General features: G+C 45.7%; 9 protein-coding genes and 2 riboswitches. Of the genes, 7 read left to right on the forward strand and 2 right to left on the reverse strand.

Translation table 11 applies throughout. The annotated features are described in order from the left end of the window. The first annotated feature begins 27 nt into the window (after positions 1–27). From panC to BN3261_RS15260, 5 genes are all read left to right on the forward strand, one after another. Positions 28–867, forward strand: a complete 840-nt coding sequence (panC, locus tag BN3261_RS15240) for a pantoate--beta-alanine ligase (RefSeq protein ID WP_059086701.1) — start codon at positions 28–30, stop codon at positions 865–867. A gap of 3 nt (positions 868–870) precedes the next feature. After that, positions 871–1,872: a bile acid:sodium symporter family protein gene (locus BN3261_RS15245; protein ID WP_059086702.1), complete on the forward strand. Its 1,002-nt coding sequence runs from the start codon at positions 871–873 to the stop codon at positions 1,870–1,872. Positions 1,873–2,074: 202 nt separating this feature from the next. Continuing rightward, positions 2,075–2,183, forward strand: a riboswitch (TPP riboswitch). A 164-nt stretch (positions 2,184–2,347) separates the two neighbouring features. Further along, entirely contained in the window at positions 2,348–3,652 is a 1,305-nt protein-coding gene (thiC, locus tag BN3261_RS15250) for a phosphomethylpyrimidine synthase ThiC (protein ID WP_059086703.1), read from the forward strand. A gap of 294 nt (positions 3,653–3,946) precedes the next feature. Then, positions 3,947–7,123, forward strand: a complete 3,177-nt coding sequence (locus BN3261_RS15255; RefSeq protein WP_059086704.1) for a fibronectin type III domain-containing protein — start codon at positions 3,947–3,949, stop codon at positions 7,121–7,123. A gap of 110 nt (positions 7,124–7,233) precedes the next feature. Beyond that, positions 7,234–7,351, forward strand: a riboswitch (FMN riboswitch). A gap of 136 nt (positions 7,352–7,487) precedes the next feature. After that, entirely contained in the window at positions 7,488–8,123 is a 636-nt protein-coding gene (locus BN3261_RS15260) for an ECF transporter S component (protein WP_022426189.1), read from the forward strand. Between the two features lie 127 nt (positions 8,124–8,250). Here BN3261_RS15260 and BN3261_RS15265 read toward each other — a convergent pair whose 3' ends face one another. Next, positions 8,251–9,639, reverse strand: a complete 1,389-nt coding sequence (locus BN3261_RS15265; protein WP_059086705.1) for an MATE family efflux transporter — start codon at positions 9,637–9,639, stop codon at positions 8,251–8,253. Positions 9,640–9,822: 183 nt separating this feature from the next. Here BN3261_RS15265 and BN3261_RS15270 point away from each other — a divergent pair, with 183 nt between their 5' ends. Next, on the forward strand, positions 9,823–10,434 hold the full coding sequence (locus BN3261_RS15270; protein WP_015526218.1) for an NUDIX hydrolase: 612 nt from the start codon (positions 9,823–9,825) through the stop codon (positions 10,432–10,434). Positions 10,435–10,953: 519 nt separating this feature from the next. On the opposite strand, the gene BN3261_RS15275 is transcribed toward BN3261_RS15270, so the two are convergent. Next, positions 10,954–11,475 carry a hypothetical protein gene (locus BN3261_RS15275; RefSeq protein WP_021652735.1) on the reverse strand — a complete coding sequence of 174 codons (522 nt, stop codon included), beginning with the start codon at positions 11,473–11,475 and terminating at the stop codon, positions 10,954–10,956. Positions 11,476–11,823: 348 nt separating this feature from the next. Between BN3261_RS15275 and BN3261_RS15280 the strand changes: the two genes are divergently transcribed. Further along, entirely contained in the window at positions 11,824–13,008 is a 1,185-nt protein-coding gene (locus BN3261_RS15280; RefSeq protein WP_015526215.1) for an SAM-dependent methyltransferase, read from the forward strand. The last annotated feature ends 103 nt before the right edge of the window (positions 13,009–13,111 follow it).

Raw genomic sequence — 13,111 nt, forward strand, 5'->3', positions numbered from 1 at the left:
TCCGGAACCGGAAAAGAGGAGAGCACAATGCAGGTAACAAAAACAGTAGAAGAAACAAGAAAACAGATCAAAGCGTGGAAAAAAAAAGGAAAAACAGTAGGCCTTGTGCCAACCATGGGATTTCTCCATGAGGGACACGCAAGCCTGATCAAAAAATGCAGAGAGCAGAATGATATCGTAGTGGTATCCGATTTCGTCAATCCTACACAGTTCGGTCCTACCGAGGACCTGGAAGCCTACCCGAGAGACTTTGAGCGTGACAGCAAACTCTGCGAAAGCCTGGGAGCAGACTTGATCTTCTGCCCGGAGCCTTCCGAGATGTATCATGATCCCCACGCATTTGTAAGTATAGATACTCTGTCAGAGACACTTTGCGGAAAAACACGTCCGATCCATTTCAAAGGTGTGTGTACCGTTGTGACCAAACTGTTCCATATTGTGGCACCGGACAGAGCATATTTCGGACAGAAAGACGCACAGCAGCTGGCCATCATCCGCAAGATGGTGAGTGATCTGAACTTCGATATTGAGATCGTAGGCTGTCCGATCATCCGTGAGGAGGACGGACTTGCAAAATCCTCCAGAAATACCTACTTAAGCCCTGAAGAGAGAAAAGCAGCTCTTTGCCTGTCAAAGGCAGTAAAAGCCGGACAGGAAGCCATTCACGCAGGAATCCCGGCAGAAGAGCTTCTCGGAAAAATGCGAGCAGTGATCGAAGCAGAGCCTCTGGCAAAGATTGATTATGTATCCATGGTAGATGCACTTACCATGCAGCCGGTGGAAAAAGCTGACCGCAGCGTTCTTGTAGCAATGGCTGTTTACATCGGAAAAACAAGACTGATCGACAACTTCAGCTACGAGGTATAATGTATGGGAAAAGTTTTAAAGAAAATCGGAATTATCAGCAGCCTTGCATCCAGATATATCGGGATCATTATCATCGCTTTTTCCTGCCTGGCTTTTTTCTGGCGTGACGGATTTTCTTGGATGACGAACTATACGTCTGTATTTCTGGGAGTGATCATGTTTGGTATGGGCCTGACCATAAAGCTGGATGACTTCCGGGCAATTTTTTCCAGACCCAAAGAAGTGGTGATCGGTGCAGTGGCTCAGTATACCATTATGCCGTTGATCGCCTGGCTTCTGTGTAAAGTGATGAACCTTCCGGCAGATCTGGCACTGGGAGTGATCCTGGTGGGATGCTGTCCGGGCGGAACAGCCAGCAATGTGATCACCTATATCGCAGGAGGTGATGTGGCGCTTTCTGTGGGAATGACTATAGTTTCCACACTGGCAGCACCGTTGATGACACCGTTTCTTGTATATGTTCTGGCAGGAGCCTGGGTGGAAGTATCCTTCTGGGCCATGGTGCTTTCTGTGGTAAAGGTAATTCTGATCCCGGTTCTCCTGGGAGTTTTTCTTCGGAGTCTTGCGGGAGAGCATGTGGATAAGGTATCCGATGTTATGCCGCTGGTGTCGGTTGTAGCTATTGTTATGATCATCGGAGGAATTGTAGCTGTAAATGCAGAGAAGATCGTAAGCTGTGGAGTTCTGGTGCTTGGAGTAGTGGCGATCCACAATTTCTGTGGTATGATGCTGGGATTTCTGGCTGCAAAAATCTTCCATGTGGAGTATTCCAGAACAACTGCTATAGCTATAGAGGTAGGCATGCAGAACAGTGGCCTTGCTGTCTCACTGGCAGCAGCTAATTTTGCAGCCAATCCGCTTGCAACACTTCCGGGCGCGATCTTCAGTGTATGGCACAATATTGCGGGTTCCATTTTTGCGGGGATCCGCCGTGCAGGTGCAGAAAACCTTGCAGAGATTGACCGGATCAGGGAAATCGACTGCTGTAATTGCGAAAAGCAATAAGCAGTGAATGCGGATTGCGGATATCCTCCTGACGGGGAACAGAAAAGCTGTGGAAGAATGTCTGTAAAGAAAGATCCGGGGGAGTTTGAGAGATAAAATGGCAGATTATGTCGAAAGAAAAAGTCATAAAATGCAGAATTGTGGTTTACAAATTTTAGCCGGTATACTATAATAACCACATGGACGAACAAACGTCCCCAACATATGAAAACAGGGGGGCCCGCTGAAGCGAGCTGAGAGTAGACTGTAAATGTCTTGACCCATAACCTGATTTGGATAATGCCAACGTAGGGACATATGCACGAAGGATTCTTAAAGACACAGAAGATCAGAGAGTACAGAAGAGATCAGAAGTACAGAAGATTTTCATTAAGTACGTAAGAGTAAGAGCCGGTTGCCGTGATGCGTATGCGTTGCAGCAGCCGGTTTTTTGTTGTATAAACACAAAGAATTTATGGAAGGAGATTTTTTTTACATGAGAAATTACAGTACACAGATGGAGGCAGCCCGTAAAGGCATCATCACACCTGAGCTTGAGATCGTAGCTAAGAAGGAACGCATGACAACAGAGGAACTGCTTCCGCTGGTAGCCTCCGGTAAGGTGGCGATCTGTGCAAATAAAAATCACAAATGTATCGATCCGGAGGGCGTAGGTTCCATGCTCCGCACCAAGATCAATGTAAACCTTGGTGTATCCAGAGACTGCAAGGACTACGATGTAGAGATGCAGAAAGTAATGGAAGCTGTAAACATGGGCGCCCATGCTATCATGGATCTTTCTTCCCACGGAAATACCATTCCGTTCCGACGCAAGCTTACATCCGAGTGTCCGGCAATGATCGGAACCGTTCCGGTTTATGATTCCGTTATCCACTATCAGAGAGATCTTGATACGCTGACAGCTAAAGATTTTATCGATGTAGTAAGACTCCATGCACAGGATGGTGTTGACTTCGTAACTCTTCACTGCGGAATCACAAGAAAGACCATCGACCAGATCCGTAACCACAAGAGAAAAATGAATATCGTTTCCAGAGGAGGATCTCTTGTATTTGCATGGATGTGCATGACCGGTGAGGAGAATCCGTTCTATGAATACTACGACGAGATCCTGGATATCTGCCGCGAGTATGATGTGACCATCTCCCTTGGAGATGCCTGCCGTCCGGGATGTCTGGCTGACGCAACAGACGTATGCCAGATCGAGGAGCTTGTACGTCTTGGCGAGCTGACCAAACGTGCATGGGAAAAGGACGTTCAGGTTATGGTTGAGGGACCGGGACATGTGCCGCTTGATCAGGTTGAGGCAAATATGAAAGTACAGCAGTCCATCTGTCAGGGTGCACCGTTCTATGTATTAGGACCTATCGTAACTGACGTTGCACCGGGATATGACCACATCACATCCGCGATCGGCGGAGCAGTAGCTGCTATGTCCGGAGCAGCATTCCTCTGCTATGTAACACCGGCCGAGCACCTTGCACTTCCGAATCTTGAGGACGTAAAACAGGGAATCATGGCATCTAAGATCGCAGCTCATGCAGCAGACATTGCCAAAGGTGTCCGCGGTGCCCGTGAGATCGATGACAAGATGGCAGATGCCAGAAGAAAGCTTGACTGGGAGGCACAGTGGGAATGCGCCATGGATCCGGAAACAGCAAAACGTATCTGGAACGAGCGCAAACCGGAGCATGAGGATACCTGCTCCATGTGTGGTAAATTCTGCGCAGTACGAAGCATGAACAAGGCACTTGCAGGAGAGCATATCGATATTCTGTAAGAATACAGAATGCATATGAGCATGCAGCATCACAGTAGAACGTGGTGTTGGCAGTATCCAGCCAGAAAACTGGTTGATCGAATGCGGATATGGAAAGAACAGTAATGCTGAAATTGTGGAAAGTCTGATGTTCCGATAATAAAACATAAACCGCTGTGATCTAAAATGAAGATCACAGCGGTTTTTTGCAGAGTAGGGGACATTATTGCAGCTTGCGAAAAGACAGGGCCGCGTTATAATAAAAACAGAACTTACATATAAACGGTTTACATAAAAAGGAAGGAAAGGTACGAAATGAAATTTCCGAAAAAATTGATAGCATTTGGTCTGTCATTATGTATGTCTGTTGTTCCATGTGGACCGGTGGCGGCCGAAGATTTTACAGATGCACAGACGGATATGACAGACACCATTGATACTTTTACAGATGACGGGAATTCTGAGGAATCAGAAAATACCGTAAACACAGATCAGATCACGGAAGAAGATACTGCCGTGAGCACAGATCAGATTACAGAAGAAGAGTTTCCGGGATCAGATATCGGAACGGAAACGGATGAAGCTGAAAGCTCAGAGAGTGAGGAAATACAACAGGATTCTGATGAAGGATTAATTCTGGAAGAACCTTCGGCGGTCATCAGAAAAGCAGAAGGAACAGAGGATACAGAGGAGGCTGCGGCACCGGAAGAAATTTTTGGTGACGGAGAAAACCAGGAGCAGCAGGAAGATATATTCACAGATGATATTCCGGCAGCAGGCACTTCCGAAAAAGAAACAGATGTAGAGAGCACAGAAATATATCTGTATGCGATGAATGATACTTACAGCAGTGTGATCTCCATGCCGGATACCATGCAGACATCTTATCAGATCCAGACATCCGGCAAAAATCCGGTATATACGGTTGTTTCCGGTTATACTGCGAAAGTCAGCGAAACCGGTCTTGTTACTCCTAAAATGCAGTATGTAACCTATGTAGACAAAAACGGAAATGACGTAAAGAGCCAGTGGGAATACATGTTTGGAGAGACCCTGATCTCTGTACAGGATGGAAACAGTACCGTTTATTATAAATTCATACTCAAAGATTATGCGGAGTATTACGCAGAACAAAAAATGGATACATTCCTCAAAGAAAATATTACTGCGGAAATGTCCGATTATAAAAAGGTTGAGACGATCGCCAGATGGCTTGCCAACAACTTCAATTACAGTCAGTATCATTCCGGTTATACAGGCCTGATGCTGGATGGCGGCGGAGACTGCTGGGCCAATACCAGCGCAGTGAACTATATGTGCGAAAAACTGGGACTGACCGTGTATGCAAGGTATGCGGCAAATGATCCGGGGGCGGGAAGCGGTCACAGGAACTCTGTAGTCATAATTGACGGAGAAAGATATCTGGTTGACTGCGGATATACGGGAAATGCCCCCAGACATTATGAATTGTCCAAAATGGACTATGACTATTCTTATAAGATTCTGAATGATGGAACACTCAGGCTGTATCAGTATGAAGGAACGGATACAAATATCGTAGTTCCGGATACTATTGACGGAAGAAAAGTAACGGTTCTTGGAAACAGTACCTTCCAGTATTGCACCCAGGCTTCTGATATAGAGTCTGTTACTTTGCCGGATTCGCTTACAACCATCGAAAAGAATGCTTTTTACAACTGTGAGAAATTGAAATCTGTTACGATTCCCCCAAATGTGTCATCTATAGGGCTGGCTGCTTTTGTGGAGGGCTTGTCTGAGTCCAGTCTGACAGAAATTAAAGTAGATCCGGAAAATCCGTATTTTTCTGAAAAAGACGGAGTGGTATTCAGCAAGGATGGCACAAAACTGATCGTGTTTCCGTCCGGACGTTCCGGAGATTACCAGATCCCGGATGGAACTGTAAGCGTGGGAGACTATGCTTTTTATTACTGTGTAAATGTTTCTTCCATAACAGTACCGGGAAGTGTCAGAAGCCTTGGAGAAGGTGCTTTCGGAAACTGTTCGTCGCTTACGAAAGCTGTCCTGAACGAAGGCTTGGAAGAAATCGGTGAATATGCATTCCAGAGCAGTTCAGGGATCCGTGATATTATAATTCCCGCATCTGTAAAATCAGTTGGGAAAAATGGACTTCGTCTGTCTTCCGGGTGCAGGATAAGAGTACTGAGCACAGATACTGTCTGGGCGGATGATGCGTTCAGGGATTCAGCACTGATCGCGGGAAAAAAGGATTCCACACTTCAGAAATACGCAGAGGACCGTGGCTGCACGTTTGTGGAGCTGTCAGCAGACAACCGGATACCGCTTCAGAATGAATGGTTTGAACAGATCACTTCAGACTATGAATATAATGGAAAAAGCCATGAACCCGAAATAGAATCCAGTGAATCCGCACCGGAACTTGAGCAGGGCTTCGATTATGAAGTAACTTATGAAAATAACATCAATGCAGGAACTGCGACTGTAAAGATCACGGGAAAAGATATTTTCTGCGGTACAGTAGAGCGGAGTTTCAAGATTACGCCAGATGAAAATGGAATGTATGTGTGCTATTTTGCGGAAAATAATGAAACATACCTGGAAACCACCTTTAAAGGAAAAAAAGTGGAACCGGAAGTGGTAATTGACGGACTGGTACAGGGAAAAGATTATACGGTAACCTATGTTAATAATGAAAAGCCTGGTGAAGCTCGTGCAGAGCTCACGGGAATCGGCAATTATAAAGGATCGGAAACATTATATTTTACTATTTACGGAAAACTACCGGCTGCGGATCCAATAGCTGATCAGACATATACAGGAAAAGAACTCACACCTGCCATCGTAATCCCCGGATTGAAAGCCGGCGAAGATTATTATATGTACTACGAGGATAATCAGTATCCGGGTGTTGCAACGGTAACCATTTATGGTACCGGTTATTATAAAGGTACCGCAACCATTCATTTCAAGATCATAAAAAAGACAGAAAAGTTTGTCAGCAATGTTAAGCTAAACAGAACCTCTTACACTTATACGGGAAAAACCATCCGGCCATCAGTAACCGTAACTGTAAATGGAAAGAAGATCGGGGCGAGTGCTTATAAGCTGTATTACAAAAATAATAAAAATTCCGGAATTGGAACTGTGCAGGTCAGAGGAATCGGAAAATACAGTCGTATCAACAAAACGCTTACCTTTAAGATCCTGCCTCCAAAAACTCTGCTGACAGGACTGAAAAAAGCAAACAGATCCTTTACTGCAAGCTGGAAAAAAAATATACAGGCAACCGGCTATCAGATCCAGTATGCAGCAGACAGCAGATTTACAAAAGAAAGAAAAACGGTCACAGTTGGAAAACAGTCTGCGACCAGATATAAGATATCAGGACTGAAAAACAAAAAGACCTATTATGTCCGCATCCGGTCATATAAAAGAGTCGGAAAAAAGGTTCTTTACAGTAGCTGGAGTACGGTAAAGAAAATCTGGGTTTGATCATAAAGGAGTGGATCTTAGATTTATATAAATGGAGCAGAATGCTTCTGTGACAGAATTAAGCCTTGTAATTATAAAAAGAGCGCGTTATAATGAACTCATAAAAAAGAAAATTTCTTCGGGGCAGGGTGTGATTCCCTACCGGCGGTATAGTCCGCGACCCGCTTTGGCGGCTGATCTGGTGAAATTCCGGAACCGACAGTAAAGTCTGGATGAGAGAAGAACGCGCAGTATTTAAAGAACGTGCTCAGTGCCCCGGGAAGAAGCTCCCGGGGCTTTTTATGTGAAGAAATAGAAATTTTTTTCGCATAAAGATTTCTTGTGGAAATTTTCTTTGAATATTTCTGAAGAAGGAGAGAGAGTTATGAGTGAACAGATATTACAGAGAGGAAATGCCGTGGAAAGAAGCAGAACAAGGACCATCGCGCAGGTAGCCATGCTTGGTGCTGTGGCAGGAGTATTAATGAATCTTGAGTTTCCGATCCCGTTTCTTGCACCGTCTTTTTATCAGCTTGATTTTTCCGAGGTACCGGTTATGGTAGGAACCTTCGCTATGGGACCTGTGGCAGGTATCCTGATCGAACTTGTGAAGATTCTCGTACATCTTGTGACGAAGGGAACCATGACTGCCGGTGTTGGTGATGTTGCCAATTTCCTGTTTGGATGTGCCTATGTGGTGCCGGCCGGCTTGATCTACCGTTTCCGTCACAAAAAGAGCAGAGTACATGCAGTTGCAGGTATGGCAGCAGGAACAGTCCTGACAGCGATCCTTGCATGCTTTGTCAATGCCTTTGTGCTGCTTCCGGCTTACGGTAAGGCGTTTGGAATGCCAATCGAGACCTTTATCCAGATGGGAAGCGCAGTACACAGCTCCGTAAACGGACTGCTTACCTTTGCACTGCTGATCATTGCTCCGTTTAATATCTTTAAATATGCACTGACATCTCTGATCGTATTTGTAATTTATAAGAAGATCCGTGTTGTACTGAAGGGTGACTGATCATAAGCAGCTGCCGGAGGATGAAGAAAAGATCAGAAATTGGTGGTTTCAGATAAATATCTGAGAATGTGAGAAATGCCATGTAATATATTGCCGATGGGCAGTAAATTACATGGCATTTTTTATGTCAGGCGTTTTGTTCTGCAGCTTTCATGACTCCAAGCTCACGTCTGGCAAAAACAACGGCCAGCACAAATGCAGAGGTATCTGCAATTGGTCCTGCGTACATGACGCCATCGATTCCGAAGAAGACCGGGAAGATGACGATCAGCGGCAGCAGGAAGAGCACCTGCCTTGTGAGGGACATGATCACACCAAGCCGGGCTTTTCCAATGGAGGTAAAAAAGCCGGCGGACATAGGCTGGATCCCGTTGGCAAAGGTCATCAGCATGAAGATGCGGAGATATTTTTCTGCAAAATGAAAGTACAGGTCGCTGCCGTTTCCGAAGATGCCTACGATCTGATGCGGGAAGAACTGGAAGCAGATAAAAAATATGGTTGCGATCACAGTACATAAGGTTACGGAATAGCGGTATGTCTGGCGTACACGGCTGTATTTTTCGGCACCGTAGTTAAATCCCCAGATGGGCTGGGAGCCCTGGGAGATTCCGATGCAGATGGCCATAAATACCTGATTGACTTTGGAAATGATCCCTGCACAGGCGATCGGAATATCACTCCCGTAGGCGGAGAGTGCTCCGTAATGGCGAAGTGTATTGTTCATGACGATCTGCACTGCAGCAATGGCAACCTGATTGATACAGGATGCCATTCCCAGAGAAAAAATGGCAGACAGATTGCGTGCCTTAGGAATCAGCATGGAGTGGTCCAGGTACATTTTTCGGAGTCTGGAAAAATAAAAGATGATCAGAAGTCCGGATACAATCTGGCCGATCACGGTTGCCCAGGCTGCACCTTTGATGCCCCAGCCGAATCCAAAGATGAAAAGCGGGTCCAGGATGGTGTTGATGGCGGCACCGGCCAGGATGCAGGTCATGGAATAGGTAGGACTCCTGTCTGCTCGGATCAGGTGGTTGCCGCCTGTGCTTAAAACATAAAAGGGAAGTCCAATGGCGGTGATCCCCATGTAATCAATGGCATAGGGCATGACGTCCGGTGTTCCGCCGAAAAAATGAAGCAGTGGCTTCAGGAACAGAAGGACGATGACAGAGAGTATCGTACCGGAGATTATCAGCGCGGAGAGTCCGGTTCCTGCAATGGAGCTGGCTTTTTTTTCGTTTCCTGCGCCCATTTCCAGGTTGTAATTGGAGGCGCTGCCGATTCCCAGGAGCAATGCAGCAGCAGTAGAGATAATGGTTACGGGAAATGCGATGTTTGTGGCGGCGTTTCCAAGCATTCCTACGCCCTGGCCGATAAAGATCTGGTCAACGATATTGTACAGAGCGCTGACCAGCATGCTGATGATGGCGGGAATGGCGAATTTGGCGATCAGGCTGCCTACAGGGACGGTTCCCAGAGGGTTTTCGGCCTGGGCAGCATTGGTCTGGTTTTTCAATGTTTTTTCCTTCTTTCTTGTCTGCAGTAGCTGTTTGGTAATGTGATAAGTGGATTTTTAATTTTATAGCAGAGTATTTATTATAGCACTATTGTGAAGGGAGTGTAAGTATAAAAAATTGACCTTTGGTTTTGGATGGGATAAAATGTTTTTAGAAAAAATTTTCGGGAAGGAGTTTTTCAGATGGGTAAGATCAATAGTGTGAAAAAACTTACAGATAATAAGTTCGTGAATCTTTATGGAGTGGATGCGACCAGTGTACATGATACGCCGGTTTCTTATTTTGTGGCCTCCAGGGCGAAGAGTGTGGAGGATATGAAGCTTTCTACAGGGGAGAATCATCCGGATGGGGTGATCATTTACAGTGTTTATGGAGAGAAGCGGGATAAGGTTGTGCTGATCCGTCAGTATCGGTATACGATCGGCGGGTATATTTATGAGTTTCCGGCGGGGCTTGTGGAGCCTGGGGAGGATTTCCATGAGGGTGCTGTGCGGGAGATGTTTGAGGAGACCGGGTTGAAGCTGGAGCCGATCAAGGTTGCGGAGGCTTTTGAGAAGCCTTATTTTACGACGATTGGGATGACGGATGAATCCTGTGCTACGGTTTATGGGTATGCCAGTGGTGAGGTTAGTAAGGCTGCTCAGGAGGATAGTGAGGAGATCGAGGTTGTGATCGCGGACCGGGATGAGGTCAGGAGGATCCTGAAGGAGGAGAGGGTTGCGATCATGTGTGCTTATATGCTGATGCATTTTCTTGAGGATGAGGAGGTGTTTGGATTTCTTGGGGAGATTTAAACGGAGGTAGTTATATGGCGGAAGGGGACGCCAGTGAGGGGCTTCTTTCCAGGCTGGGGCTTCGTCGGGGGCTGGCTTCTAAGGTGCCGGAATTCTGCTAAAAGCGCTTCAAAAAATCTCGAACTCGCGTCTGAAGCCGCTCAAACAGCGAGATTTTTTGAAGCAACGCAGATTTCCGCCACCTAAGAATCAGCTCCCCTCCTGCAGAGTCAGTCTGGAAAGAAGCCCCTCACTGGCTGTGCATTGGCCGTGAGACGTGTTAAATCTCGTGGGGAGTGTTGCTAGTGGGGTGGTATGACGGGAGTTGGATGAGCCGTCAGCGCTGCGCTGGACGGCTGGGAGGAAAGGCTGAGATTCCTTGTGGTATGACGGGAGTTGAATGAGCCATCGGCGCTGCGCTGGATGGCTGGGAGGAAAGGCTGAGATTCCCTGTGGCTTGAAGAGGGGAATGGGTCATTAGCGCTGCGCTGGATGGATGAGAAAAACGGGGAATCTGCGGTTGCGGATTCCCCGTTTTGATCAGAGTTCTGTGAGTTTTCCCAGGTCTTTGTTGTATTTGCAGTATTTGCCGTTTTCGGAAATAAATGGCTGGTAGGTGTCGGTCCGGTTGTCTTTGACGTAGACGATTCCGGTGGCGATCATTTCTACCAGGGAGAAGCGTTTGCTTAAGCTGGAGATCCAGCGGTAGGTTTTTTCGTTGCCGGAGTCTGCCATGAGGAGGTTGTAGCCGCCTGGGCAGGCTTCCAGGGTGAAGTAGATTTTCTGGGACCGGATGGAGGTGTTGAAGACCTGGCCGGTGATGTAGGTGGAGAAGTTGGTTTCTACAAATTGGCGGAAGGTGTAGAGATCGTAGATCACGCCGGTGGTCTCATCTTTGATCTTGTCGCCGCGTTCGATGCGGGCTTTCAGGAGCTTGAGGACTTCGATGGTCCAGTTGATGAAGGAGATGCTGCTGTAGGTCATGCTTTCCTGAAGTTGATCGACCAGCTGTTTTGACAGGATGTTGGATTTTGATGCTTCATTAAAAAGTTCTTCGTTCATAAGGTTCCCTCCAGTGTTGGATTTTTATATGGTTTTCGCTCTTTTTTTGTATCTTTTATTATAAGTCTGAATTGTATATAAAGCAATAAAAAATGCGTAAAATACAAAGATGATTACCGGGAAATGATATATAATTAACGATTATGTTTTGAAAATGTCAGTGCTTTTGAGGGCTGGGTTAAATGTGGACTTTAAATATCGAGTTAATTTGGATAACTATAAATAATTATAAGGAAGAGTTTTACCAAATATTCTCATTTTATTGATAAAATTTTGTTGTATATCTCCCTTGACATAAAGCCTTCCTCCGGGTGTATCATAGTGCTGTGTTAAAGGAGGTAGACTATTATGTTTGAGACATTACAGGAGAAGACGGAAGAGAAAGCAATGGTGCAGTTCCTTGAACGCTTTACAGATTATCCATTTCTGGTAAAGTTCAAGAATTCCGAGTATCACATCGGAGAGGGTGAACCTACATTTACGGTGAATTTTAAGAAAGCGATTCCTCTGGCGGATCTGATGAAGAGCACATCCCTTGCACTGGGTGAGGCGTATATGCGTGGGGATTTGGATATCGAGGGAAATCTTTATGAAGCGCTGGATCATTTTCTGGGTCAGATGGGAAAATTTTCTACCAATGAATCTGCTCTGAAAAAGATCATGTTCAGTTCAACATCAAAGAAGAACCAGGAAAAGGAAGTGACCAGCCATTATGATATTGGAAATGACTTTTATAAACTTTGGCTGGATGAGACTATGAGTTATTCCTGCGGGTATTTTATCCATGAGGATGATACGTTGTATCAGGCACAGGTAAATAAAGTTGATTATATCCTTAAAAAATTACATCTGGAAGAGGGTATGAGTCTTTTGGATATCGGCTGCGGCTGGGGTTTTCTGCTGATCGAGGCAGCTAAGAAATATAAGGTTCATGGTACCGGTATCACCTTAAGTCATGAACAGTATGCAGAATTTCAGAGACGGATCAAGGATCAGGGGCTGGAAGATTATCTTACGGTAGAGCTGATGGATTACCGTGATCTGCCGAAGAAGGAGTATCAGTTTGACCGTGTTGTCAGTGTCGGTATGCTGGAGCATGTTGGACGTGATAATTATCAGCTGTTTCTTGACTGCGTAGAAAAGGTCCTGAAGCCGGGCGGACTGTTTCTGCTTCACTTTATCAGTGCTCTGAAGGAGCATCCGGGTGATCCGTGGGTCAAGAAATACATTTTCCCGGGCGGAACTGTTCCGAGCTTACGTGAGATCCTGAACCATATGGCAGAGGACAATTTCCATACCCTGGATATCGAAAATCTCCGTCTGCATTACAATAAGACATTGCTTCACTGGGAAAAGAATTTCCGGGACAATATTGAAAAAGAAAAGACTATGTTTGACGAAGAGTTCCTGCGTATGTGGGATCTGTACCTGTCAGCATGTGCGGCAACCTTCCACAACGGAATTATCGATCTTCACCAGATTCTTATGACCAAGGGTGTGAATAATGATCTGCCGATGACACGCTGGTATTGATAAAAGCCTTTACAAACCTGCCGGAAAGGAATATCATACTTTTATAAAACTATTTATAAAAACGTATAAGGAGCCTGTGGATTCAGCATATGAGTACAGAAAT

The organism is Blautia massiliensis (ex Durand et al. 2017) (genome assembly GCF_001487165.1).
In the GTDB taxonomy this organism is placed as follows: domain Bacteria; phylum Bacillota; class Clostridia; order Lachnospirales; family Lachnospiraceae; genus Blautia_A; species Blautia_A fusiformis.

What these genes read in the sequence shown, in the direction of transcription:
- panC (WP_059086701.1), top strand. Translation starts at nt 28, where the DNA reads ATGCAGGTAACAAAAACAGTAGAAGAAACAAGAAAACAGATCAAAGCG.
- BN3261_RS15245 (WP_059086702.1), top strand. Translation starts at nt 871, where the DNA reads ATGGGAAAAGTTTTAAAGAAAATCGGAATTATCAGCAGCCTTGCATCC.
- thiC (WP_059086703.1), top strand. Translation starts at nt 2,348, where the DNA reads ATGAGAAATTACAGTACACAGATGGAGGCAGCCCGTAAAGGCATCATC.
- BN3261_RS15255 (WP_059086704.1), top strand. Translation starts at nt 3,947, where the DNA reads ATGAAATTTCCGAAAAAATTGATAGCATTTGGTCTGTCATTATGTATG.
- BN3261_RS15260 (WP_022426189.1), top strand. Translation starts at nt 7,488, where the DNA reads ATGAGTGAACAGATATTACAGAGAGGAAATGCCGTGGAAAGAAGCAGA.
- BN3261_RS15270 (WP_015526218.1), top strand. Translation starts at nt 9,823, where the DNA reads ATGGGTAAGATCAATAGTGTGAAAAAACTTACAGATAATAAGTTCGTG.
- BN3261_RS15275 (WP_021652735.1), bottom strand. Translation starts at nt 11,475, where the DNA reads ATGAACGAAGAACTTTTTAATGAAGCATCAAAATCCAACATCCTGTCA.
- BN3261_RS15280 (WP_015526215.1), top strand. Translation starts at nt 11,824, where the DNA reads ATGTTTGAGACATTACAGGAGAAGACGGAAGAGAAAGCAATGGTGCAG.